Below are 23,370 nucleotides of genomic sequence, written 5' to 3'. Positions count from 1 at the left end.
GGCACCCGATCAGGCGACGCGCGAAACCGAGATAAGCTCGCAGTCCCGAATATGCAAGCGGCCGCACTGACGCGGCCGCTCGTTCACGGGACGGATCGGGGCGCCAGGCGCCCTACCCCCGGCGCTTACTCGGCGGCCGCCTTCTCGGGCAGCTTGACGGAGCCGCCGGCCTTCTCGATCTTTTCGAGAGCGGCCTTGGAGGCGCCGGCAACGTCGAAGGCGACCTTGGCCTTCAGTTCGCCGTCGGAAAGGATGCGAACCCCGTCCTTGACGCGGCGGATAACGCCGGCCTTGACCAGCGCCTCGGCATTGACCGTTTCCTTGGCGTCGAGCTTCTTGGCGTCGATCGCGGCCTGGATGCGGGCCAGCGACACCGTCACGAAGTGCTTCGCGAAGATGTTGTTGAAGCCGCGCTTCGGCAGACGGCGGTAGAGCGGCATCTGGCCGCCCTCGAAGCCGTTGATGGCGACGCCGGAGCGGGACTTCTGGCCCTTGACGCCACGGCCGCCGGTCTTGCCGGAGCCCGAGCCGATGCCACGGCCGAGACGCTTCTTGGAATGGGTCGCGCCTTCGTTGTCACGCAGATCGTTGAGTTTCATGGTCTTTCTCCTGCGCGCCTATCAGGCCTCGTCGACGACGCGGACGAGGTGCGAAACGGCGGCGATCATGCCGCGCACCGAAGGCGTGTCCTCCAGCGTGCGCCGCTTGTGCATCTTGTTCAGGCCGAGGCCGACCAGCGTGGCACGCTGTTCCTTCGGCCGGCGGATCGGCGAGCCGATCTGCTCGACGGTGATGGTCTTGGCAGCTTTCTTGGCCATTTTCGTGGTCCTTCCAGCTTACTCTTCAGCCGCAACGGCGGTGCCGCGGCGGGCCTGAAGGGTCGAATACTTGATACCGCGCGCAGCAGCCACATCCTTGGGATGCATCTGGCTCTTGAGCGCGTCGAAGGTGGCGCGAACCATGTTGTAGGGGTTCGACGAGCCCATCGACTTGGCGACGACGTCGTGCATGCCGAGCGTCTCGAAGACGGCGCGCATCGGGCCGCCGGCGATGATGCCGGTACCGGGCTTGGCGGCGCGCAGCAGCACCTTGCCGGCGCCCCAGCGGCCTTCCACGTCATGATGCAGCGTGCGGCCGGAACGCAACGGCACGAAGATCATGTCGCGCTTGGCCGACTCGGTCGCCTTGCGGATGGCTTCCGGCACTTCGCGCGCCTTGCCGTGGCCGAAGCCGACGCGGCCCTTCTGGTCGCCGACGACGACGAGGGCGGCGAAGCCGAAGCGACGGCCACCCTTGACCACCTTGGCGACGCGGTTGATGTGAACGAGCTTGTCGACGATGCCGTCGTCGCGCTCCTCGCGGTCACGGCCACGATCGCGGCCGCGTTCCCTGGGTTCCTGTGCCATATCCTAGTCCTTGTTCTTTTCCGGTAGCACGGGCTGCTGAAATGCCGGCGCCCCGTTTTCGGGCCGCCGGCGGCGAAATCGCGCTTCCTGTGAACGATCCCGGCGCAAAAGTCAGCAACTTTTTTGCCGCAACCGCCGTAGAAGCAGTTTTAGAAGCTCAGGCCACCCTCGCGGGCCGCCTCGGCCAGCGCCTTGACGCGGCCGTGATAGATGTAGGCGCCACGGTCGAACACGACCTCCTTGACGCCGGCCTTGACCGCACGCTCGGCGACCAGCTTGCCGATCGCGGCGGCAGCGGCGGAATCGGCGCCCGTCTTCTTGCCGGCCTTGAAATCCTTCTCCAGCGTCGAGGCGGCGGCCACCGTGTGGCCCTTCGCGTCGTCGATCACCTGGGCGTAGATGTTCTTGGAGGTGCGGTGCACCGAAAGACGCGGGCGGTCGCCGGCGACCTTCTTGATCTGGCGGCGGATGCGCTGCGCGCGCTTCTGGGTTGCGGCCTTGTCTGCCATGGTCTGTTCCTGCCTTCATAAACCGGGGTTTGCCGTGTGCGGTAGCCTGGCTCCCGCGACAATTCCCCGTGGCGTTGCATCTTAAGGGAGTAAGGGAATAAGGCAGTAGGGCAATATGTGTGCCCTTGTTATTGCCTTACTCCCCTATTCCCCTATTGCCTTAAATTACTTCTTCTTGCCTTCCTTGCGCACGATGCGCTCGCCGGCATAGCGCACGCCCTTGCCCTTGTAGGGCTCGGGGCCGCGATATTCGCGGATCTCGGCGGCGACCTGGCCGACCTGCTGCTTGTCGATGCCGACGACGCTGATCTCGGTCGGCTTCGGCGTCGAGATGGTGATGCCGGCCGGGGTCTTGTAGACGACGTCGTGCGAGAAGCCGAGCGCAAGCTGCAGGTCCTTGCCCTGCATGGCGGCGCGATAGCCGACGCCGGTAATCTCGAGCTTCTTTTCGAAGCCGTCCTTCACGCCGGTCAGGATGTTGACGATCTGGGTGCGCGACATGCCCCACTTGGAGCGCGCGCCCTTGGAATCGTCACGCGGCTGGACGGAGATGTTGCCGTCCTCCAGCTTCACCAGAACCTCGTCGTTGACGACGAACTTCAGCTCGCCCTTCGGCCCCTTGGCCGAGACGGTCTGGCCGTTCACCGAAGCGGTCACGCCCTGCGGCACCGCGACGGGTTTCTTTCCAATACGAGACATCTTCGTCTCCTCGCTTCTTACAGTTCGCTCTTCGAGATCAGACGATCTGGCAGAGCACTTCGCCGCCGACGTTCTGCTCGCGGGCCTCATGATCGGCCATCACGCCCTTCGGCGTCGAAAGGATGGCGATGCCGAGGCCGTTGGCGACGTGCGGGATGGACTTGGCCGAAACATAGACGCGGCGACCGGGCTTGGAGACGCGGGAAATCTCGCGCACCACCGGGTTGCCGTCGAAATACTTCAGCTCGATCTCGATCTCGGACTTGCCGTTGTCGAAATCGGTCTGGCTGTAGTCGCGGATGTAGCCTTCCGCCTTCAGCACGTCGAGAACGCGGGCGCGCAGACGCGAGGCCGGGGTCGAAACGCTCGACTTCTTACGGCCGTAGGCGTTACGGATGCGGGTCAGCATATCGCCGAGAGGATCGCTCAATGACATATCGTGTCCTCCTTACCAGCTCGACTTGACCAGGCCCGGAACCTGCCCGGTATTGCCCAGATCGCGAAGCGCGATACGCGACAGGCCGAGCTTGCGATAGTAGGCGCGCGGACGGCCGGTCACTTCGCAGCGGTTGCGGATGCGGATCTTGGCCGAGTTGCGCGGCAGCGCCGAAAGCTTCAACTGGGCACGGAAACGCTCGTCCATCGGCTTGGACTGATCCATGACGATGGCCTTGAGCGCCGCACGCTTGGCAGCGTACTGGGCGACGAGCTTGCGCCGCCGATTGTTCTTCTCAACTGAGCTGGTCTTTGCCATTTCAGATTTTCCTTTGCTCGCTGCCGTTACTGGCGGAAGGGGAAGTTGAAAGCCTTGAGCAAAGCCCTAGCCTCGTCGTCCGTCTTCGCAGTCGTACAAACGATGATGTCCATGCCCCAGATCTGATCGACCTTGTCGTAGTTGATCTCCGGGAACACGATGTGCTCCTTGATGCCCATGGCGTAGTTGCCACGGCCGTCGAAGCTCTTCGGGTTCAGGCCGCGGAAGTCGCGAACGCGCGGCAGCGCGATGTTGACCAGGCGGTCGAGGAACTCGTACATGCGCTCGGCGCGCAGGGTCACCTTGGTGCCGATCGGCATGTTCTCGCGCACCTTGAAGGTGGCGATGGACTTGCGCGCGCGGGTCACGACGGCCTTCTGGCCGGCGATCTGCGACAGGTCCTCGGCGGCGACCGTGGGCTTCTTGGAATCGCCCGTCGCTTCGCCGACGCCCATGTTCAGCACGATCTTGTCGAGACGCGGAATCTGCATCTCGTTGTCGTACTTGAACTGCTCCTGCAGCGCCTTGCGGATGGTCTCGTTGTAGACCTTCTTCAGGCGCGGCGTGTTGTTGGCTTCTGCCTGCGCTGCCTTAGCCATTGATCGTTTCTCCCGAGCGCTTGGCGAAGCGCACCTTCTTGCCGTCCTTCTCGAACTTGAAGCCGACGCGGGTCGGCTTGCCGTCCTTGGGGTCGGCAACAGCAAGGTTCGAAAGATGGATCGGCGCTTCCTTGCGAATGAGACCGCCTTCCTGCGACTGGGTCTGGCGCTGGTGGCGAACCACGATGTTGATGCCGCGAACGATCGCGGTATCTTCCTTCGGCTGCACGGACACGACTTCGCCGGAGCGGCCCTTGTCCTTGCCGGAAAGCACGACGACCTTGTCGCCCTTACGGATCTTCTGCATTTGTCCGGCTCCTTACAGCACTTCGGGGGCCAGCGAGATGATCTTCATGTGGTTCTTGGCGCGAAGCTCGCGCGGAACCGGGCCGAAGATACGCGTGCCCACCGGCTCTTTCTTGTTGTCGACGAGAACGGCCGCGTTCTTGTCGAAACGGATCACGCTGCCGTCGGGACGGCGGATGTCCTTGGCGGTACGAACCACCACGGCCTTCATCACGTCGCCCTTCTTCACGCGGCCGCGCGGAATGGCTTCCTTGATCGACACCACGATGATGTCGCCGACGGAGGCATACTTCCGCTTCGAGCCGCCCAGCACCTTGATGCACATGACACGGCGCGCGCCGGAATTGTCGGCAACGTCCAGGTTAGTTTGCATCTGAATCATGACTGGCCGCCTTCTTCTTTTCTATCGGGACGGGCGCATCGCCCTTCCCCGGTCTGTCCAAAATTCGTTCGTTACGCCTGGGCCTGTTCGGCCTGCTCGGCGGTGACGACCACCCAGCGCTTGTCCTTCGAGATCGGCGCCGATTCCTGAATGAACACGGTGTCGCCGACCTTGTGGGCGTTGTTCTCGTCGTGCGCCTTGTACTTCTTCGACATACGCACGGTCTTCTTCATCACCGGGTGGGTGAAGCGACGCTCGACCTTGACCACGACGGTCTTCTCGTTCTTGTCGCTGACGACGGTGCCCTGCAGGATGCGCTTCGGCATGGTCTTATCCTTAAGCCTTCTTGGCCGCTGCCTTCTCGGCAGCGATGGTCTTGATGCGGGCGATGTCCTTGCGGACCTGCTTGACGCGCGCGGTCTTCTCGAGCTGGCCGGTGGCCTTCTGGAAGCGCAGGTTGAACTGCTCCTTCTTGAGGGCCGCCAGATCGTCCGAGAGCTGGTCCTGCGTCTTCGAGCGGAGTTCTTCGACTTTCATCTTCGGCGTCCTTATTCGGCGATGCGCTGTACGAAGCGCGTGCGGACCGACAGCTTGGCGGCGCCGAGGCGCAGGGCCTCGCGGGCGATGTCTTCCGGCACGCCGTCGATCTCGAACATGATGCGGCCGGGCTTGACGCGGCAGGCCCAGTAATCGATCGCGCCCTTGCCCTTGCCCATGCGGACTTCGGTCGGCTTCGAGGTGACCGGAACGTCCGGGAACACCCGGATCCAGACACGGCCGGCGCGCTTCATCTCACGCGTGATCGCGCGGCGGGCCGCCTCGATCTCGCGCGCGGTGACGCGGTTCGGCTCCAGCGCCTTCAGCCCGAAGCCGCCGAAATCCAGGTTGGTGCCGCCCTTGGCGGTACCGTGGATGCGGCCCTTGAACTGCTTGCGGAACTTTGTGCGCTTTGGCTGCAGCATCTTACTTGCTCCAAATTCTCTCTATGCTCAGGCGTTCTCGCGACGACGTGCGCCCGAACGCTCGCCGGCGTGATCGCCCTCGGTGGCACGGCGCTCCGAAGCCATCGGGTCATGCTCCAGGATCTCGCCCTTGAACACCCAGACCTTGACGCCGCAGATGCCGTAGGCGGTGTGCGCCTCGGCCGTGCCGTAGTCGACATCGGCGCGCAGCGTGTGCAGCGGAACGCGACCTTCGCGATACCACTCCATGCGCGCAATCTCGGCGCCGCCGAGACGGCCGGCGCAGTTGATACGGATGCCTTCGGCACCGAGACGCATGGCCGACTGCACGGCGCGCTTCATGGCGCGGCGGAAAGCGATACGGCGCTCGAGCTGCTGGGCGATCGACTGTGCGATCAGCGTGGCGTCGGTCTCCGGCTTGCGCACCTCGACGATGTTGAGGTGGGTCTCGGACTTCGTCATCTCGGTCAGCTTCTTGCGAAGCTTCTCGATGTCGGCGCCCTTCTTGCCGATGATCAGGCCCGGGCGCGCGGCATGGATGGTGACGCGGCACTTCTTGTGCGGGCGCTCGATGACGATCTTGGAGATCGCGGCCTGCTTGAGTTCCTTCTCAAGATACTCGCGGATCTTGAGGTCCTCGTGCAGCAGCTTGCCGTACTCGCCGGTGTTGGCGTACCAGCGCGAATCCCAGGTGCGGTTAATGCCGAGGCGCAGCCCGATCGGATTGATTTTCTGGCCCATCAGGCGGCCTCCCCTTTTTCCTCGACTTCACGAACAACGATCGTGAGGTGCGAAAACGGCTTTTCGATACGGCTGGCGCGACCGCGGCCACGAGCGTGGAAGCGCTTCATGACGATCGACTTGCCGACATAGGCCTCGGCCACGACCAGCGCGTCGACGTCGAGGTCATGATTGTTCTCGGCGTTGGCGATCGCCGACTCCAGCGTCTTCTTGACGGTGCCGGAAATGCGCTTGCGCGAGAATTCGAGGTCGCTCAGCGCAGCCGCCACCTTCTTGCCGCGGATCATGGCGGCAACCAGATTCAGCTTCTGCGGGCTGATGCGGATCGTGCGCAGGACCGCGCGCGCCTCATTGTCGGCGAGCTTGCGCGGTGCTTTGGCCTTGCCCATCGTTACTTCCTCTTTGCCTTCTTGTCCGCGCCGTGGCCGTAGTAGGTACGGGTCGGGGCGAACTCACCGAACTTGTGGCCGACCATGTCCTCGTTCACCGAGACCGGGACATGCTTCTGGCCGTTGTAGACGCCGAAGGTGAGGCCGACGAACTGCGGCAGGATGGTGGAGCGACGGCTCCACATCTTGATCACCTCGTTGCGGCCGCCTTCGCGGACCTTGTCTGCCTTCTTCAGCAGATAGCCGTCGACGAACGGGCCTTTCCAGACTGAACGAGTCACTTCAGCTACCTCTTCTTAGCTCTTGCGCGCGTGGCGCGAGCGCACGATGAACTTGTCGGTCGACTTGTTCGAGCGCGTCTTCTTGCCCTTGGTCGGCTTGCCCCACGGGGTGACCGGGTGGCGGCCGCCCGAGGTGCGGCCTTCGCCGCCGCCGTGCGGGTGGTCAACAGGGTTCATCACGACGCCGCGGTTGTGCGGGCGCTTGCCGCGCCAGACGGTGCGGCCGGCCTTGCCGTCGTTGATGTTGCCGTGATCGGGGTTCGAGACGGCGCCGATGGTGGCGAAGCACGAACCGTGGACGATGCGCTGCTCTCCCGAGTTGAGGCGCAGGATCGCCATGCCCTGGTCGCGGCCGACGAGCTGGGCGTAGGCACCGGCCGAACGGGCGACCTGGCCGCCCTTGCCCGGCTTCAGCTCGATGTTGTGGACGATGGTGCCGACCGGCATGGCCGACAGCGGCATCGCGTTGCCCGGCTTCACATCGGCGGCCATGGAGGCAACAACCTTGTCACCGGCCTGCAGACGCTGCGGGGCGATGATGTAGTTCAGCTCGCCGTCCTCGTACTTGATCAGTGCGATGAAGGCAGTGCGGTTCGGGTCGTATTCAATACGCTCGACGGTGCCGACGACATCCAGCTTGCGGCGCTTGAAGTCGATGATGCGGTACGAACGCTTGTGACCGCCGCCAATGAAGCGTGCCGTGATGCGACCGTAGTTGTTGCGGCCGCCCGACTTGGTCAGGCCCTCGGTCAGCCCCTTGACGGGCTTGCCCTTGTAGAGGTCCGAGCGGTCGACGATGACGAGCTGACGGGTGCTCGGCGTGATCGGGTTAAAATGTTTCAAAGCCATTTTCTTGTCCTCAGCGCCCTAGCTCAGAGACCGGTCGCGACGTCGATCGACTGGCCGTCGGCCAGCGTCACGACAGCCTTCTTGACGTCGCCCTGACGGCCGATCGTGCCGCGGAAGCGCTTGACCTTGCCCTTGCGCACCAGCGTGTTGACGGCCGTGACCTTGACACCGAACAGCGCCTCGACGGCCGCCTTGATCTCGGGCTTGGAAGCCTTCTTGGCGACGTTGAAGACCACCTGGTTCTGCTCGGACGCCATGGTCGACTTTTCGGTGATCGCCGGCGAGACGATCACATCGTAATGACGAAGGTCGGTCATTTGAAGCGCTCCTCGAGGGCCTCGATCGCCGCCTTGGAAAGGACCAGCGTGCCGCGGCGCAGGATGTCGTAGACGTTGATGCCCTGGATCGGCAGAACGTCGATGTTCGGAATGTTGGCAGCGGCCTTCTTGAAGCCCTGGTCCAGTTCGGCGCCGCCGATGAACAGAGCGTTGGTGAGGCCGAGCGTGGCGAAATTGGCCGCCAGCGCCTTGGTCTTGGCCTCGGCCAGCTTCAGGTCGTCGACGACGATGATCGAGGCAGCCTTGGCCTTGGCCGACAGCGCATGCTTGAGGCCGAGAGCGCGGACCTTCTTGGGCAGATCGTGCTCGTGGCTGCGCGCCACCGGGCCGTGCGCCTTGCCGCCGCCGCGGAACTGCGGAGCGCGCGCCGAATGGTGACGGGCGCGGCCGGTGCCCTTCTGCTTGTACATCTTGGCGCCGGTGCGGGCGATGTCCGCGCGACCCTTCGACTGGTGCGTGCCCTGCTGCTTCTTGGCAAGCTGCCAGCGCACGACGCGCTGCAGGATGTCCTCGCGCGGGTCGAGGCCGAAAATCTCGTCCGAGAGCTTGACCTTGCCAGCGTCCTTGCCGGCGAGCGTGGTGATCTTGATGTCCATTATTCCGCTCCTTCAGCGGCCGGAGCCTCGGTCTTGCCGGCAGCGCGGATGGCCGCGGGCTTCGGCGCGTTGGCCGGCAGCGGCACCTTGACGGCGTCGCGGACCAGGATCCAGGCGCCCTTGGTGCCGGGAACGGCGCCGCGGATCAGGATCAGGCCGCGGTCGGCGTCGGTGGAGACGACCTCGACGTTCTGCGTGGTGACGCGCACGTTGCCCATGTGGCCGGCCATCTTCTTGCCCTTGAACACCTTGCCGGGGTCCTGGCGCTGGCCGGTCGAACCGGCGATGCGGTGCGACAGCGAGTTACCGTGGGTGGCGCGACCGCCGCCGAAATTGTGGCGCTTCATGACGCCCTGGAAGCCCTTGCCGGTCGAAGTGCCGGTGACGTCGACCTTCTGGCCGGCGACGAAGTGATCGACGGTGATCTCGGCGCCGACGTCGAGCAGGTTCTCAGGGGAAACGCGGAACTCCGCGACCTTCGCCTTCGGCTCGACCGAGGCGGTGGCGAAATGGCCACGCATCGCCTTCGGCGTGTTCTTCACCTTGGCCAGGCCGACGCCGAGCTGGACGGCGGTGTAGCCGTTCTTCTCCTGCGTGCGCTGGGCCACGACCTGGCAGTTCTCCATGCGGAGAACGGTGACGGGAACGTGCTCGCCGGCATCGTTATAGATGCGGGTCATCCCGACCTTCTGTGCAATCACTCCTGAACGCATCGGTTCATCTTCCTTTAGAGCTTCCCGCCGGGCTCGAAGCCACTGCAGGCGCTTGTTTTCCAGAGGAGCCGTCCGGGCTGGCCGTCGGGCTCATGTGTCCGCTCTTTAGAGCTTGATCTCGACGTCGACGCCGGCGGCAAGATCGAGCTTCATCAGCGCATCGACCGTCTGCGGGGTCGGGTCGACGATGTCGAGCAGGCGCTTGTGGGTACGCATCTCGAACTGCTCGCGGCTCTTCTTGTCGACGTGGGGCGAGCGGTTGACCGTGAACTTCTCGATCCGGGTCGGCAGCGGGATGGGGCCGCGCACGTTGGCGCCGGTGCGCTTGGCGGTCGACACGATCTCGCGCGTCGAGGCATCCAGCACGCGGTGATCGAACGCTTTAAGTCGGATGCGGATATTCTGACCGTTCATCTCGTCATTCCTTGTTCTGGCGCGGCGCGGGCGTTACCCCGCCCGCGACAGATCTCTTTTTTCTCTTACTCGACGATAGCGGCGACGATGCCGGAGCCGACGGTGCGGCCGCCCTCGCGGATGGCGAAGCGCAGGCGGTCTTCCATGGCGATCGGCACGATCAGCTCGACGTCCACCGACACGTTGTCGCCGGGCATCACCATCTCGGTGCCCGCCGGCAGCGTCACGATGCCCGTCACGTCCGTCGTGCGGAAGTAGAACTGCGGACGGTAGTTGGTGAAGAACGGCGTGTGACGGCCACCCTCCTCCTTCGTCAGGATGTACACTTCCGCCTTGAACTTCTTGTGCGGCTTCACGGTGCCGGGCTTGGCCAGAACCTGGCCGCGCTCGACGCCGTCACGGTCGACGCCGCGCAGCAGCGCGCCGATGTTGTCGCCCGCCTGGCCCTGGTCGAGCAGCTTGCGGAACATCTCGACGCCCGTGCAGGTCGTCTTCGAGGTCGGACGGATGCCGACGATCTCAAGCTCCTCGCCGACCTTGACCACACCGCGCTCGACGCGGCCCGTCACCACCGTGCCGCGGCCCGAGATCGAGAAAACGTCCTCGATCGGCATCAGGAACGGCTTGTCGACCGGACGCTCCGGCGTCGGGATGTAGGCGTCGACCTCTTCCATCAGCTTGCGGATGGCGTTCTCGCCGATCTCCTTGTTGCTGTCCTCGAGGGCGGCAACCGCCGAGCCCTTGACGATCGGAATGTCGTCGCCGGGGAACTCGTACTTCGACAGAAGCTCGCGAACCTCAAGCTCGACCAGCTCCAGCAGCTCCGGATCGTCGACCAGGTCGACCTTGTTCATGAACACGACGATCGCCGGAACGCCGACCTGGCGGGCGAGCAGGATGTGCTCGCGCGTCTGCGGCATCGGGCCGTCGGCGGCCGAAACCACCAGGATCGCGCCGTCCATCTGCGCCGCACCCGTGATCATGTTCTTCACATAGTCGGCGTGGCCGGGGCAGTCGACGTGCGCATAGTGGCGAGCCGGCGTCTCGTATTCGACGTGCGCCGTCGAGATCGTGATGCCGCGTGCCTTCTCTTCAGGTGCCGCGTCAATCTGGTCGTACGGCTTGTAGTCGCCAAAATACTTCGTGATCGCCGCCGTCAACGACGTCTTGCCATGGTCAACGTGACCAATCGTGCCAATGTTCACATGAGGCTTATTACGCTCGAATTTACCTTTTGCCATGTGAGCTCTCCATTCCTGCTTGCCCGTTCGGGCGTTCAATTAAGTTACCGACGCAATCCCAAACCGTTTCCGGGGACTACGCGTATTTCTTCTGGACTTCCTGGGCGACCGCGGTCGGCACCGGCTCGTAGTGGTCGAACTGCATCGTGTACTGGGCGCGGCCCTGCGACATCGAACGCAGCGAGTCGACGTACTTGAACATGTTGGCCAGCGGCACCATGGCGTTGACGACCACGGCGACGCCGCGGCTCTCCTGGCCCTGGATCTGGCCGCGACGGCTGTTCAGGTCGCCGATGACGTTGCCGACGTAGTCTTCAGGCGTCACCACCTCGACCTTCATGATCGGCTCGAGCAACTGCACGCCAAGCTTCGGAGCGGCTTCCTTGAAGCACGCACGCGAGGCGATTTCGAAGGCCAGGACCGAGGAGTCGACGTCGTGGAAGGCACCGTCGATCAGCGTCGCCTTGACGCCGATCATCGGGAAGCCGGCAAACGGGCCGGAACCCATGACGCTGTCGATGCCCTTCTGCACGCCGGGGATGTATTCCTTCGGCACCGCACCGCCGACGATCTTGGACTCGAACACGAACTCTTCGCTCTCGGTGTTCGGCTCGAAGACGATCTTGACGCGGGCGAACTGACCCGTGCCGCCGGTCTGCTTCTTGTGCGTGTAGTCCTGCTCGTGCGTGCGGGTGATCGTCTCGCGATAAGCCACCTGCGGCGCGCCGACATTGGCCTCGACCTTGAACTCGCGGCGCATGCGGTCGACGATGATGTCGAGGTGAAGCTCACCCATGCCGGCGATGATGGTCTGGCCCGATTCCTCGTCGGTCTTGACGCGGAAGGACGGATCCTCGGCCGCCAGGCGATGCAGGGCAAGGCCCATCTTCTCCTGGTCGCCCTTGGTCTTCGGCTCGATGGCGATCTGGATGACCGGATCGGGGAACTCCATGCGCTCCAGGATGACCGGGTGCAGCGGATCGCACAGCGTGTCGCCGGTGGTGGTCTCCTTGAGGCCGGCCAGCGCAACGATGTCGCCGGCGAAGGCTTCCTCGATGTCCGTACGCGAGTTCGAGTGCATCTGCAGCATGCGGCCGATGCGCTCCTTCTTGCCCTTCACCGTGTTGTCGAGCGACACGCCCTTAGTGAGCTTGCCCGAATAGATGCGCGCGAAGGTGAGCGAACCGACGAACGGGTCGTTCATGATCTTGAACGCCAGCATCGACAGCGGCTCGTTGTCGTCCGCGTGACGCTCGATCTCGGCGTTGGTCTTGGCATCGACGCCCTTGATGGCGGGGACTTCGTCCGGCGCCGGCAGGAAGTCGACGACGGCGTCGAGCAACGGCTGCACGCCCTTGTTCTTGAAGGCGGAGCCGCAGAACACCGGGTGGAACTTGACGTCGATGGTGCCCTTGCGGATCAGATCGCGGAGCTGATCGTTGGAGGGCATGGTGCCTTCCAGGTAGGCGTTCATCGCATCGTCGTCCATCTCGACGGCAGTCTCGATGAGCTTCTCGCGGTATTCCTCGGCCTTGGCCTTGAGGTCGGCCGGGATCTCGACGACGTCCCAGGCAGCGCCCAGCGACTCGTCGCGCCAGACCAGCGCGTTCATCTCGATGAGGTCGACGACGCCCTTGAAATCGCTTTCGGCGCCGATCGGCAGCTGCATGGCGAGCGGAATCGCGCCCAGACGAGACTTGATCATCTCGAGGCAGCGGTAGAAGTCCGCGCCGATCTTGTCCATCTTGTTGCAGAAGATCATGCGCGGCACATGATACTTCTCGGCCTGGCGCCAGACAGTCTCGGTCTGCGGCTCGACGCCGGCGTTGGAATCGAGCAGCGCGATGGCGCCGTCGAGAACGCGCAGCGAACGCTCCACCTCGATGGTGAAGTCGACGTGGCCGGGGGTGTCGATGATGTTGAAGCGGCGGTTCTTGCCGTCACGGCCCTTCCACGAGGTGGTGGTGGCAGCGGACGTGATGGTGATGCCGCGCTCCTGCTCCTGCTCCATCCAGTCCATGGTCGAGGCGCCGTCGTGCGTCTCGCCCATCTTGTGGTTCTTGCCCGTGTAATAAAGGATACGCTCGGTCGTCGTCGTCTTGCCGGCATCGATGTGGGCCATGATGCCGAAGTTACGGTAGTCGTGGATGGGATATTCGCGGGCCATGGGAGGTGCCTCTTCAGTCTTCTTTCGCGCTTACCAGCGGTAGTGCGCGAAGGCGCGGTTGGCTTCCGCCATCTTGTGGGTGTCTTCACGCTTCTTCACGGCGGTGCCGCGGTTGTTGGCCGCGTCGAGCAGCTCACCGGAGAGGCGGTCGACCATGGTGGTCTCGTTGCGGTTGCGGGCGGCGGCGATCAGCCAGCGGATGGCCAGCGCCTGACGACGCTCGGGGCGCACGTCGACCGGAACCTGGTAGGTGGCGCCGCCGACGCGACGCGAACGCACTTCCACATGCGGCGCGACGTTGTCGAGCGCCTGATGGAAGACGGTGACCGGCTCCTGCTTGGTCTTGGCCTGAACCTGGTCGAGCGCGCCGTAGACGATCGTCTCGGCAACGGACTTCTTGCCGTCGTACATGACGGCATTCATGAACTTGGTGACGACGAGATCGCCGAACTTCGGGTCCGGGTTGATCTCACGCTTGTCTGCACTGTGACGACGGGACATGTCTTAGTCTCTCTTGTCTCTCTGGCCCGACGCACAAACAAAAAGCGCCGAAGCCGGGAAAACCCTTACTTCGGACGCTTGGCACCGTATTTGGAACGGCGCTGCTTGCGGTTTTTGACGCCCTGGGTGTCGAGCACGCCGCGAATGATGTGATAGCGCACGCCCGGAAGGTCCTTGACGCGACCGCCGCGGATCATCACCACCGAGTGCTCCTGAAGGTTATGGCCCTCGCCCGGAATGTAGCCGATCACCTCGAAGCCATTGGTCAGGCGGATCTTGGCGACCTTGCGCAGGGCCGAGTTCGGCTTCTTCGGCGTCGTCGTATAGACGCGCGTGCAGACGCCCCGCTTCTGCGGGTTCTGCTGCATGGCCGGGACCTTGTTGCGCGTCGCCGGCGCCTGGCGCGGCTTGCGGATCAGCTGGTTAACGGTAGGCATTAAACCTTCCTTCTCAATCAAAATCTCGTGTCGATAACCCGTCACCGGGCCGTTTCGAGCGACTCCATATGCAAATTCGGGCCACAAACCGCCTGCTTGCGGTCTTGCCCGAACAAATGGCAGAGGAAGCAGCAATCCGCTTCATGCACGCCGGCAATGTGTTTTCGCTCGTAAAACGAACCCTGTTTGAGGCAAACTCCAAAGCGCGTCGCTTCAGACCGAAAGCCTCACATCGGCTCAGACGACGCGCTATCTATCCGCATCGCCCGCAAGCGTCAAGCCCGCCGCCCGAAATATTGCGCCGCGACCGGGGCTTGGCAGGCATACGTGCCGCGCATGAAATATTCTTTCGTCGTTTCGCATGTGCGAAAAAGAAAGTGGCGTGCTTTGCGCTGTCGTCGGCCGCCGCTTCATGCGAAAAGGGGCGCAAAGGCCATCATCGTCCCCTTGCGAGCAGGAATCAAGGAATCAGCGCGTGAACGACAACGAGGAAAGACCGGTCACCATCATCACCGGCCGGGTATGGAAGCGAAAGGACGGCGAACCGGAGGGGGTGCATATCTTCCTCGTTGCCGCCGACGACGATTCGGCCGTGCGCCGGGCGCTGGAAGCGCTGGCGGCGGAGGGCTATGCGGAAGCCGAACTCGACCAGATCGGCGACATACAGGGAGAGCCGGACGAGGAGCCGCATCTTTCGGCCTATCAGGGCGCGCTGGAGGGCGAAGTGTCCATCGTCACCTTCGAGGAACCGTTTTGAGCGAGGAAGCGAAGACCGGGCACGGCTGCGGGCAATCGCGCGGCTGGGCCGACGAGGCGGTGGCGGCCATCGAGGCCGACCAGCGGCGCTCGGCCGACACCCATCTGTGGAAGCTGGACGTGCCGGCGCTCGCCGGCATCGACCTCTACCTGAAGGACGAATCGACCCACCCTACCGGCAGCCTCAAGCACCGGCTGGCGCGTTCGCTGTTTCTCTATGCGCTGTGCAACGGCCATGTCCGGCAGGGCACGCCGGTGATCGAGGCCTCGTCCGGCTCGACGGCGGTGTCGGAGGCCTATTTCGCCCGCATGATCGGCGTGCCCTTCTATGCGGTGATGCCGCGCACCACCTCGGCGGAAAAGATCGCGGCCATCGAGCACTACGGCGGCAACTGCCACTTCATCGACGACGGCCGGCGCATCTATGAGGAATCGGCCGGGCTGGCGGCGCGGCTCGGCGGCCATTTCATGGACCAGTTCACCCATGCCGAGCGCGCCACCGACTGGCGCGGCAACAACAACATCGCCGAATCGATCTTCGACCAGATGCGGCAGGAGCGTTTCCCCTGCCCTTCCTGGGTGGTAATGAGCGCCGGCACCGGCGGCACCACCGCCACCATCGGCCGCTACATCCGCTACAAGCGCCATGCGACGCGGCTGTGCGTGGTCGATGTCGAGCGCTCCGCCTTCTTCGAGGGCTTCGCCACCGGCAGCCGCGATTGCCGCTGCGAGGAACCGTCGCGTATCGAGGGGATAGGTCGGCCGCGCGTCGAGCCGTCCTTCGTGCCGGGCGTCATCGATCACATGCTGCGCATCCCCGATGCGGTGTCGCTGGCGGCGATGCGGGTTCTGTCGCGAAAGCTCGGCCGCCGCGTCGGCGGCTCGACCGGCACAAACTTCACCGGCATGTGCCTGCAGGCGGCGCGCATGCGGCAGGCCGGGGAAAGCGGTTCGCTCGTCACGCTGATCTGCGATTCGGGCGAACGCTACGCCAAGACCTATTACTGCGACGACTGGCTGGCCGAAAGGAGCCTGGACCCTTCGCCCTTCGAGGGCCGGATCGAGGCCTTCCTGGCGGGTGGCGAACTGGATCTGGATTTCGAGGAAAGCTGGGCGCGGTAACGGCTGGATCGTTTCACGAAAACCGCGCAACGATCCAGCTCTTTGTCTTGGCCGCATTTGTGCGACGCCGGACGATTCCGTCCGGCCGCAAAATGCTCCAGTCAGGATGCAAGCGAGCGGAAGCGGCTATCGGCCGCCATCGCGTTGAGCAACCGGCACATCAAAAGCGCCTTCCCCCGCGGCAGGCCGGCGAGCGTGTTGCGCATATATTGCGCCGGCCGCTGGTGGACGGCATCCCAGACCATCCACCGCCCCGTCGGCTCCAACAGGCATTCGAACTGGTCCGGCTGCTGCTTCGACATTCCGCCTCCTCGGGATCACTGCGGCAGCGTTCACTACGGCCAAGTCGTTAAAGAGTTTCATCGCCGGCGATAAATCCGGCTTACAACCTGCAATGCAACTTTATCGTGCACAAACTCACCCCTTGCAAGCGACCGGCAGCCGGCTTGCCGAACGCCGCCGCCGCCGCTATGTGTCGGCTTCTTTCATCAGACAAATGACAGGATCGCCCATGCCGGCATCAGGCAAGCCCACCGCGCCCGGCCCCATCGCGCTCGGCATCGTCGGCGTCGGCAAGATCGTGCGCGACCAGCACCTGCCGGCACTGGCCAAAGACGCGGACTTTCGCTTGGCGGCGGCCGCCAGCCGGCACGGCAAGGTGGACGGCATTCCCAATTTCCCGAGCATCGAGGCGATGCTGGAAGCCGTGCCCGGTCTCGACGCGGTGTCGCTGTGCATGCCGCCGCAGTTCCGCCACGACGCGGCGCGCGCCGCGCTTCTGGCCGGCAAGCATGTCTTCATGGAAAAGCCGCCCGGCGCGACGGTGAGCGAGGTCGAGCACCTGAAGGTGCTGGCCGCCGAGCGCGGCCTGTCGCTGTTCGCAAGCTGGCATTCGCGCTACGCGCCGGCGGTGGAGGCCGCGAAGACCTTCCTCGCTTCAGCCCAACTCAAATCGGCGAAAATCGTCTGGAAGGAAGACGTGCGGCGCTGGCATCCGGGCCAGGAATGGATCTGGCAGGCCGGTGGCTTCGGCGTCTTCGACCCCGGCATCAACGCGCTGTCGATCGCCACCCATATCCTGCCGCCGATGTTCATGGCGCGAGCGGAACTGGACTTTCCCGCCAACCGCGACGCACCGGTGGCCGCGCGGGTTTGCTTCCGCACCGAGAATGGCATCGCCGTCGACATGGACCTCGATTGGCTGCAGACCGGCCCGCAGTCGTGGGACATCATGGCCGAGACGGATCGCGGCGCGATGGTGCTGTCTTCCGGCGGCGCAAGGCTCGCCATCGACGGCCGCGCCGTGCATGAGGAACCGGAGACGGAATATCCGCAGCTTTACCGCCGCTTCGCCGAAATCGTCCGCGCCGGCGTATCCGACGTCGACCTCGCGCCCCTCCAGCATGTCGCCGACGCCTTCATGCTCGGCAGGCGCAACGTCGTGGACGCCTTCTACGACTGAGCCGCGTAACGGGCCTCGTGGTCGAGCAGCCAGCGCTTGCGCGCCAGCCCGCCGCCGTATTTGGTGAGCGCGCCGCCGACGCCGACCAACCGATGACAGGGAACGACGATGGAGAGCGGATTGGTGCCGTTGGCGTGGCCCACGGCGCGCGCCGCCTGCGCCCGGCCGAGTTTTTCTGCGAAGGCGCCGTAGCCAAAGGTGCTGCCCGGCGGGATTTCACGCAGCGCCGTCCAGACCTCGTTCTGGAACGGCGTGCCAGTGAGGCAAATCGGAATGGCGTCCAGCGCGCGCAGATCGCCGGCGAAATAGGCCGCGAACGCCGAGGCCGCATCCATGCCGCCGCCTAGCCTTTGCGGATGAGAACGGCCCGGCCGGCGTTCCAGCCAGCGCTCCGTGCGCTCCACGCAATCGGCAAACTCGGCCATGCACAAGGCGCCATCGCCGTCAAAGGCAAGCGTCATGTCACCGATTGGCGTTGCGACGGTGCGGAAGACAAGGTCCGGCCGCCGTGCTTGTTTGTGCCCGTGACTATCGTGCATCGTGGAAGATGATCCCCAGCGTATGGCGCAGTCCGCCGCGCAGGCGACTGACGCCATGGCGCAGATTGACACGATAATTGCCCTTCGTGCCCTGCACCGGCCGGTTGTGCACAGCGAAAGCGACCGCATCGCCGCGGCGCAAGGGGACGACCTCGACGCGGCTTTGCATGCGCGGCCGCTGCTCGGTCAGTACGAACTCGCCGCCAGTGAAGTCGCGGCCGGGTTCCGACAGCAGGATCGCCACCTGGATCGGAAAGGCCAGGTCGCCATAAAGGTCTTGATGCAGGCAGTTGAAATCGCCTTCGCGGTAGCGCAGCAGAAGCGGCGTCGGGCGCCCCTGCCCCGCTTCATGGCAGCGCTCGAGGAACTCGGCGTGGCGGTCGGGATAGCGCTCGGCAACGTTCATGCGGGCGTTCCAGTCGTTGGCGACGACCGCCAGCCGCGGATAGAGCGCCGTCCTCAACCCGTCGATCAGGCCGGGCAGCGGATAGTCGAAATAGCGATATTCGCCCCGGCCGAAACCATGGCGGGCCATGACGATATGGCTGCGGAAATGGTCCGGTTCGTCGTAAAGCCCGGCAATCGCGGAACATTCCTCCGCGCCGAGCAGCCCGTCGAGCACCGCGCAGCCATGCGCGTCGAGGCTCGCGGAGAGCGCCGGCCAGTCATAGGCGGCCACGCGCTCCTCCGCCGAGGCCGGGTGCCATACTGCGGAGCGATTCCAGGGGCTTTCCTGCACGATCCCGTCGGTGGCTTGCATGGCGCTTCTCCTCGACTATGCCGGCGGTCAATTCGTCCGCGTCATAAACCTAGGGCGCGCCGCATACGGGCGCATTCCGTTTCTTGCCAAGCGAATGCCAAAGAAAAAGGGGCCCGGAGGCCCCTTTTTGCCAAGGTCCATGCAAGAACCTTATTCGGCGGCGCTGGTCATGTCGGCCAGCATCGGCTCGGCCACTTCCACGCCGGACGCCTTGCGGCGCTCGTCGAGGATGAGCTCGTCGCGATGCGTGGCGATGCGCCGGATCGCGCTCATCTGCCCGCCGGTGCCGGCCGGGATCAGGCGGCCGACGATGACGTTTTCCTTCAGGCCCTGCAGCATGTCGGTCTTGCCGGCAACCGCCGCTTCCGTCAGCACGCGGGTCGTCTCCTGGAAGGAGGCGGCCGAGATGAAGGACGGCGTCTGCAGCGAGGCCTTGGTGATGCCGAGCAGGACCGGCTGGCCGGCGGCGGGCTGCTTGCCCTCCTCGATCAGCCGTTCGTTGATCTCGTCCAGCTCGATCACGTCGACATGGTCGCCCGGGATGTAGGTCGAGTCGCCCTGCTCGGTGATCTCCACCTTCTGCAGCATCTGGCGCACGATCACCTCGATGTGCTTGTCGTTGATCGACACGCCCTGCAACCGGTAGACCTCCTGGATCTCGTTGACGAGGTAGGAAGCCAGCGCTTCCACGCCCTTGATCGCCAGGATGTCGTGCGGCGCCGGATTGCCGTCGAGGATGTAGTCGCCCTTCTCGATGACGTCGCCGTCCTGGAGATGGAACGGCTTGCCCTTCGGGATCAGGTACTCGACCGGCTCCAGCGCCGAGTCATGCGGCTCGATGATGATGCGGCGCTTGTTCTTGTAGTCGCGGCCGAAGCGGATCGTGCCATCGATCTCGGCGATGATGGCGTGGTCCTTCGGACGACGAGCCTCGAACAGTTCCGCAACGCGCGGCAGACCGCCGGTGATGTCCTTGGTCTTGGCGCTTTCCATCGGGATACGCGCCAGCACGTCACCCGGCTTGACTTGGGCGCCCGGCTCGACCGAAAGGATGGCCTCGACCGAGAGCAGGAAGCGGGCGTCGCCGCCCTTCGACAGCTTGCCGACCTTGCCCTTGGCGTCCTGCACGACGATCGCCGGCTTGAGGTCCGAACCGCGCGGGGTCGAACGCCAGTCGATGACCTCGCGCTTGGTGATGCCGGTCGACTCGTCGGCCGTCTCCTGCACAGAGATGCCGTCGACCAGATCCTCGAACGCCACGCGGCCCTCAATCTCGGTCAGCACCGGGCGGGTATAGGGGTCCCACTCGGCGATGCGCTGGCCGCGCTTCACCTTGTCGCCGTCGTCCACGAAGATGCGCGAACCGTAGGTAACGCGGTGCGTGGCGCGCTCCTTGCCCGTCTCGTCGAGGATCAGCACCGCCATATTGCGGCCCATCACCACGAGATGGCCCTCGGAGTTGCGCACGACGTTGCGGTTGCGGATCTGCACCGTGCCCTCGTACGAGGCTTCGAGGAAGGACGAGTCCACCACCTGCGCGGTACCGCCCATGTGGAAGGTACGCATGGTGAGCTGGGTGCCCGGCTCGCCGATCGACTGCGCCGCGATGACGCCGACGGCCTCGCCCTGGTTGACGGGCGTGCCGCGAGCGAGGTCGCGTCCGTAGCAGACCGCGCAGACACCGACCCTGACTTCGCAGGTGAGCGCCGAGCGGATGCGCACGGACTGGATGCCCGCCTTCTCGATCAGCTCCACGTCGCGCTCGTCCATCAGCTTGCCGGCCTTGACCAGCAGGTCGCCGGAAACCGGATGGTTGATGTCGTCGAGCGCGGTGCGGCCGAGGACGCGCTGGCCGACCGAAGCGACGATCTGGCCGGCATCGACGATCGGCTGCATGGTCAGGCCCTTGTCGGTGCCGCAGTCGACCGAGTTGACGATGCAGTCCTGCGCCACGTCGACCAGACGACGCGTCAGGTAGCCCGAGTTCGCCGTCTTCAAGGCGGTGTCGGCCAGGCCCTTGCGGGCGCCGTGGGTGGAGTTGAAGTACTCCAGAACGGTGAGGCCTTCCTTGAAGTTGGAGATGATCGGCGTCTCGATGATCTCGCCGCTAGGCTTCGCCATCAGGCCGCGCATGCCGGCAAGCTGACGCATCTGCGTGGGCGAACCACGCGCGCCGGAGTGCGACATCATGTAGATCGAGTTCATCGGCTTCTGGCGGCCGTCCTTGTCGAACTCGACCGCCTTGATGCGGCCCATCATCTCGTCGGCGACCTTCTCCGAGCACTTGGCCCAGGCGTCGACGACCTTGTTGTACTTCTCGCCCTGGGTAATCAGGCCGTCGTTGTACTGCTGCTCGTATTCCTTGGCCAAAGCCTCGGTGTCGGCGACCAGCTTGGCCTTGGTGTCCGGAATGACCATGTCGTCCTTGCCGAACGAAATGCCGGCGCGGCAGGCATGGGCGAAGCCGAGAGCCATGATGCGATCGCAGAAGATGACCGTCTCCTTCTGGCCGCAGTGGCGGTAGACGGTGTCGATCATCTTGGAGATGTTCTTCTTGGTCATCTCCTGGTTGGCGGTCTCGAACGGCACGTTGACGTTCTTCGGCAGAAGCTCGCTGATGATCAGGCGACCGGGCGTGGTGTCGTAGATCTTCGACACTTCGTTGCCGTCCTTGTCGACGCCCTTGTAGCGGCCCTTGATCTTGGCGTGCAGGGTCACGGCGCCGGTCTCAAGCGCATGCTGGAGCTCGCCCATGTCGGCGAAGGCCATGCCCTCGCCCGGCTCGTTCTGGTTGACGATCGACAGGTAGTACAGACCCAGCACCATGTCCTGCGACGGCACGATGATCGGCGCGCCGGAGGCCGGGTGCAGGATGTTGTTGGTCGACATCATCAAGACGCGGGCTTCGAGCTGCGCTTCCAGCGACAGCGGCACGTGGACCGCCATCTGGTCGCCGTCGAAGTCGGCGTTGAAGGCGGTGCAGACCAGCGGGTGAAGCTGGATCGCCTTGCCCTCGATCAGGGTCGGCTCGAACGCCTGGATGCCGAGGCGGTGCAGCGTCGGCGCGCGGTTCAGGAGAACCGGATGCTCGCGGATGACCTCGTCGAGAATATCCCAGACCTCCGGACGCTCCTTCTCGACCAGCTTCTTCGCCTGCTTGACGGTCGAGGAGTAACCCTTGGCGTCGAGGCGGGCGTAGATGAAGGGCTTGAACAGCTCCAGCGCCATCTTCTTCGGCAGGCCGCACTGGTGCAGCTTCAGCTCCGGGCCGGTGACGATGACCGAACGGCCGGAATAGTCGACGCGCTTGCCGAGCAGGTTCTGGCGGAAGCGGCCCTGCTTGCCCTTCAGCATATCGGACAGCGACTTCAGCGGGCGCTTGTTGGCGCCGGTGATGACGCGGCCGCGGCGGCCGTTGTCGAACAGGGCGTCGACCGCCTCCTGCAGCATGCGCTTTTCGTTGCGCACGATGATGCCCGGCGCGCGAAGCTCGATCAGGCGCTTCAGGCGGTTATTACGGTTGATGACGCGGCGATAGAGGTCGTTCAGGTCGGAGGTGGCGAAGCGGCCGCCGTCCAGCGGGACCAGCGGGCGCAGGTCCGGCGGGATGACCGGGACGACCTTCATGATCATCCATTCCGGACGGTTGCCCGATTCCATGAAGTTCTCGACCACCTTGAGGCGCTTGAGATACTTCTTCTGCTTCAGCTCCGACGTGGTGGAGGCAAGCTCGGTGCGCAGTTCGCCGGCGATGTTCTCCAGGTCCATGCCTGCAAGCAGGTCATGAATGGCCTCGGCGCCGATCATGGCGGTGAACGAATCCTCGCCGTACTGGTCGACGGCCAGCATGTACTCCTCCTCCGACAGAAGCTGGTGCAGCTTCAGGTCGGTGAGGCCGGGCTCGGTGACGATGTAGTTCTCGAAGTAGAGGACGCGCTCGATGTCCTTCAGGGTCATGTCGAGCAGCGTGCCGATGCGGCTCGGCAGCGACTTCAGGAACCAGATGTGGGCGACCGGAGCGGCGAGCTCGATGTGTCCCATGCGCTCGCGGCGCACGCGCGACAGCGTGACCTCCACGCCGCACTTCTCGCAGATGACGCCCTTGTACTTCATGCGCTTGTACTTGCCGCACAGGCACTCGTAGTCCTTGATCGGGCCAAAAATGCGCGCGCAGAACAGGCCGTCACGCTCGGGCTTGAACGTGCGGTAGTTGATGGTCTCCGGCTTCTTGATCTCGCCGAACGACCAGGACAGGATCTTTTCCGGCGACGCCAGCGAGATGCGGATCGAATCGAACACCTGCGCAGGCGCCTGCGGGTTGAAGAGATTCATGACCTCTTGGTTCATGCCATTCTCCTTATCGGGGCCTCGATACCCCATTCCATTTCATCTGCGGACAGCGGTCCGCGAGGGCCGGCCGAAGCCGGAAAACTTGCGCGCCGCGAGA

At 64.4% G+C, this 23,370-nt stretch carries 32 protein-coding genes; 3 read left to right on the top strand and 29 right to left on the bottom strand.

The window, feature by feature from the left end; translation table 11 throughout:
- Positions 1–125: 125 nt before the first annotated feature.
- From rplO to rpsL, 25 genes are all read right to left on the bottom strand, one after another.
- Positions 126–599, bottom strand: coding sequence for a 50S ribosomal protein L15 (gene rplO / locus FGU64_RS01380; RefSeq protein ID WP_136355339.1), 474 nt, complete (start codon positions 597–599; stop codon positions 126–128).
- Between the two features lie 21 nt (positions 600–620).
- Entirely contained in the window at positions 621–818 is a 198-nt protein-coding gene (rpmD, locus tag FGU64_RS01375; protein ID WP_136355337.1) for a 50S ribosomal protein L30, read from the bottom strand.
- Positions 819–836: 18 nt separating this feature from the next.
- Positions 837–1,406 (bottom strand): 30S ribosomal protein S5, encoded by a 570-nt coding sequence (rpsE, locus tag FGU64_RS01370; RefSeq protein ID WP_136355335.1) that lies wholly within the window; start codon positions 1,404–1,406, stop codon positions 837–839.
- A gap of 149 nt (positions 1,407–1,555) precedes the next feature.
- Positions 1,556–1,915 (bottom strand): 50S ribosomal protein L18, encoded by a 360-nt coding sequence (gene rplR / locus FGU64_RS01365; RefSeq protein WP_139950581.1) that lies wholly within the window; start codon positions 1,913–1,915, stop codon positions 1,556–1,558.
- Positions 1,916–2,080: 165 nt separating this feature from the next.
- Positions 2,081–2,614, bottom strand: a complete 534-nt coding sequence (gene rplF / locus FGU64_RS01360) for a 50S ribosomal protein L6 (protein WP_139950580.1) — start codon at positions 2,612–2,614, stop codon at positions 2,081–2,083.
- A gap of 37 nt (positions 2,615–2,651) precedes the next feature.
- On the bottom strand, positions 2,652–3,050 hold the full coding sequence (rpsH, locus tag FGU64_RS01355) for a 30S ribosomal protein S8 (RefSeq protein ID WP_136355329.1): 399 nt from the start codon (positions 3,048–3,050) through the stop codon (positions 2,652–2,654).
- Between the two features lie 12 nt (positions 3,051–3,062).
- Positions 3,063–3,368, bottom strand: a complete 306-nt coding sequence (rpsN, locus tag FGU64_RS01350) for a 30S ribosomal protein S14 (RefSeq protein ID WP_136355327.1) — start codon at positions 3,366–3,368, stop codon at positions 3,063–3,065.
- A 26-nt stretch (positions 3,369–3,394) separates the two neighbouring features.
- Complete coding sequence (gene rplE / locus FGU64_RS01345; RefSeq protein ID WP_136355325.1) at positions 3,395–3,967, bottom strand: 50S ribosomal protein L5; 573 nt, start codon at positions 3,965–3,967, stop codon at positions 3,395–3,397.
- Positions 3,960–4,274: a 50S ribosomal protein L24 gene (gene rplX, locus FGU64_RS01340; protein WP_139950579.1), complete on the bottom strand. Its 315-nt coding sequence runs from the start codon at positions 4,272–4,274 to the stop codon at positions 3,960–3,962. Before rplX ends, rplE begins: the two co-directional genes overlap by 8 nt.
- 12 nt (positions 4,275–4,286) lie before the next feature.
- Entirely contained in the window at positions 4,287–4,655 is a 369-nt protein-coding gene (rplN, locus tag FGU64_RS01335; protein ID WP_024924768.1) for a 50S ribosomal protein L14, read from the bottom strand.
- 71 nt (positions 4,656–4,726) lie between these two features.
- Complete coding sequence (gene rpsQ / locus FGU64_RS01330; protein ID WP_139950578.1) at positions 4,727–4,981, bottom strand: 30S ribosomal protein S17; 255 nt, start codon at positions 4,979–4,981, stop codon at positions 4,727–4,729.
- A gap of 10 nt (positions 4,982–4,991) precedes the next feature.
- Positions 4,992–5,192, bottom strand: coding sequence for a 50S ribosomal protein L29 (rpmC, locus tag FGU64_RS01325; protein ID WP_136355319.1), 201 nt, complete (start codon positions 5,190–5,192; stop codon positions 4,992–4,994).
- A gap of 11 nt (positions 5,193–5,203) precedes the next feature.
- Positions 5,204–5,617, bottom strand: a complete 414-nt coding sequence (gene rplP / locus FGU64_RS01320) for a 50S ribosomal protein L16 (RefSeq protein WP_136355317.1) — start codon at positions 5,615–5,617, stop codon at positions 5,204–5,206.
- Between the two features lie 27 nt (positions 5,618–5,644).
- A complete protein-coding gene (gene rpsC / locus FGU64_RS01315) occupies positions 5,645–6,358 on the bottom strand; it encodes a 30S ribosomal protein S3 (RefSeq protein ID WP_139950577.1) in 714 nt (237 codons plus the stop codon).
- The gene (gene rplV, locus FGU64_RS01310) at positions 6,358–6,747 is read right to left on the bottom strand and encodes a 50S ribosomal protein L22 (RefSeq protein WP_136355313.1); all 390 of its coding nucleotides are present in this window, start codon (positions 6,745–6,747) and stop codon (positions 6,358–6,360) included. The genes rpsC and rplV overlap by 1 nt, the downstream gene beginning before the upstream one ends.
- Before the next feature lie 2 nt (positions 6,748–6,749).
- Positions 6,750–7,028 (bottom strand): 30S ribosomal protein S19, encoded by a 279-nt coding sequence (rpsS, locus tag FGU64_RS01305; RefSeq protein WP_136355311.1) that lies wholly within the window; start codon positions 7,026–7,028, stop codon positions 6,750–6,752.
- A gap of 15 nt (positions 7,029–7,043) precedes the next feature.
- A complete protein-coding gene (rplB, locus tag FGU64_RS01300) occupies positions 7,044–7,877 on the bottom strand; it encodes a 50S ribosomal protein L2 (protein ID WP_136355309.1) in 834 nt (277 codons plus the stop codon).
- Positions 7,878–7,900: 23 nt separating this feature from the next.
- The gene (locus FGU64_RS01295) at positions 7,901–8,194 is read right to left on the bottom strand and encodes a 50S ribosomal protein L23 (protein WP_136355307.1); all 294 of its coding nucleotides are present in this window, start codon (positions 8,192–8,194) and stop codon (positions 7,901–7,903) included.
- The gene (rplD, locus tag FGU64_RS01290) at positions 8,191–8,811 is read right to left on the bottom strand and encodes a 50S ribosomal protein L4 (RefSeq protein WP_136355305.1); all 621 of its coding nucleotides are present in this window, start codon (positions 8,809–8,811) and stop codon (positions 8,191–8,193) included. The genes FGU64_RS01295 and rplD overlap by 4 nt, the downstream gene beginning before the upstream one ends.
- Positions 8,811–9,524 (bottom strand): 50S ribosomal protein L3, encoded by a 714-nt coding sequence (rplC, locus tag FGU64_RS01285; RefSeq protein WP_136355303.1) that lies wholly within the window; start codon positions 9,522–9,524, stop codon positions 8,811–8,813. Before rplC ends, rplD begins: the two co-directional genes overlap by 1 nt.
- A gap of 105 nt (positions 9,525–9,629) precedes the next feature.
- Positions 9,630–9,938: a 30S ribosomal protein S10 gene (gene rpsJ, locus FGU64_RS01280; RefSeq protein ID WP_006205468.1), complete on the bottom strand. Its 309-nt coding sequence runs from the start codon at positions 9,936–9,938 to the stop codon at positions 9,630–9,632.
- A 65-nt stretch (positions 9,939–10,003) separates the two neighbouring features.
- Positions 10,004–11,179: an elongation factor Tu gene (gene tuf / locus FGU64_RS01275; RefSeq protein WP_136355268.1), complete on the bottom strand. Its 1,176-nt coding sequence runs from the start codon at positions 11,177–11,179 to the stop codon at positions 10,004–10,006.
- Between the two features lie 76 nt (positions 11,180–11,255).
- A complete protein-coding gene (gene fusA / locus FGU64_RS01270; protein ID WP_136355301.1) occupies positions 11,256–13,346 on the bottom strand; it encodes an elongation factor G in 2,091 nt (696 codons plus the stop codon).
- Positions 13,347–13,376: 30 nt separating this feature from the next.
- A complete protein-coding gene (rpsG, locus tag FGU64_RS01265) occupies positions 13,377–13,847 on the bottom strand; it encodes a 30S ribosomal protein S7 (RefSeq protein ID WP_136355299.1) in 471 nt (156 codons plus the stop codon).
- Positions 13,848–13,912: 65 nt separating this feature from the next.
- Positions 13,913–14,284 carry a 30S ribosomal protein S12 gene (rpsL, locus tag FGU64_RS01260; RefSeq protein WP_106775706.1) on the bottom strand — a complete coding sequence of 124 codons (372 nt, stop codon included), beginning with the start codon at positions 14,282–14,284 and terminating at the stop codon, positions 13,913–13,915.
- 475 nt (positions 14,285–14,759) lie between these two features.
- Between rpsL and FGU64_RS01255 the strand changes: the two genes are divergently transcribed.
- Positions 14,760–15,041, top strand: coding sequence for a transcriptional regulator (locus tag FGU64_RS01255; protein WP_139950576.1), 282 nt, complete (start codon positions 14,760–14,762; stop codon positions 15,039–15,041).
- Positions 15,038–16,162, top strand: coding sequence for a PLP-dependent cysteine synthase family protein (locus FGU64_RS01250; RefSeq protein ID WP_139950575.1), 1,125 nt, complete (start codon positions 15,038–15,040; stop codon positions 16,160–16,162). The genes FGU64_RS01255 and FGU64_RS01250 overlap by 4 nt, the downstream gene beginning before the upstream one ends.
- Before the next feature lie 101 nt (positions 16,163–16,263).
- On the opposite strand, the gene FGU64_RS01245 is transcribed toward FGU64_RS01250, so the two are convergent.
- Entirely contained in the window at positions 16,264–16,464 is a 201-nt protein-coding gene (locus FGU64_RS01245) for a hypothetical protein (protein ID WP_136355291.1), read from the bottom strand.
- A 209-nt stretch (positions 16,465–16,673) separates the two neighbouring features.
- Here FGU64_RS01245 and FGU64_RS01240 point away from each other — a divergent pair, with 209 nt between their 5' ends.
- On the top strand, positions 16,674–17,624 hold the full coding sequence (locus tag FGU64_RS01240; protein ID WP_139950574.1) for a Gfo/Idh/MocA family oxidoreductase: 951 nt from the start codon (positions 16,674–16,676) through the stop codon (positions 17,622–17,624).
- Here the strand turns inward: FGU64_RS01240 and FGU64_RS01235 are convergent.
- The 3 genes from FGU64_RS01235 to rpoC all read right to left on the bottom strand — a co-directional run bounded on the left by FGU64_RS01235 (position 17,615) and on the right by rpoC (position 23,270).
- Complete coding sequence (locus FGU64_RS01235) at positions 17,615–18,085, bottom strand: methylated-DNA--[protein]-cysteine S-methyltransferase (RefSeq protein ID WP_139950573.1); 471 nt, start codon at positions 18,083–18,085, stop codon at positions 17,615–17,617. The two genes, FGU64_RS01240 and FGU64_RS01235, sit on opposite strands and share 10 nt — an antisense overlap.
- A 67-nt stretch (positions 18,086–18,152) precedes the next feature.
- Positions 18,153–18,923 (bottom strand): 2OG-Fe(II) oxygenase, encoded by a 771-nt coding sequence (locus FGU64_RS01230; protein ID WP_139950572.1) that lies wholly within the window; start codon positions 18,921–18,923, stop codon positions 18,153–18,155.
- Positions 18,924–19,073: 150 nt separating this feature from the next.
- The gene (rpoC, locus tag FGU64_RS01225) at positions 19,074–23,270 is read right to left on the bottom strand and encodes a DNA-directed RNA polymerase subunit beta' (RefSeq protein ID WP_139950571.1); all 4,197 of its coding nucleotides are present in this window, start codon (positions 23,268–23,270) and stop codon (positions 19,074–19,076) included.
- Positions 23,271–23,370: the final 100 nt, after the last annotated feature.

It is taken from the genome of Mesorhizobium sp. 8, from assembly GCF_006351905.1.
Lineage (GTDB): Bacteria > Pseudomonadota > Alphaproteobacteria > Rhizobiales > Rhizobiaceae > Mesorhizobium > Mesorhizobium composti.
The sequence above is the reverse complement of the archived record's forward strand: the minus strand, read 5'-3'. Positions and strand labels throughout refer to the sequence as shown.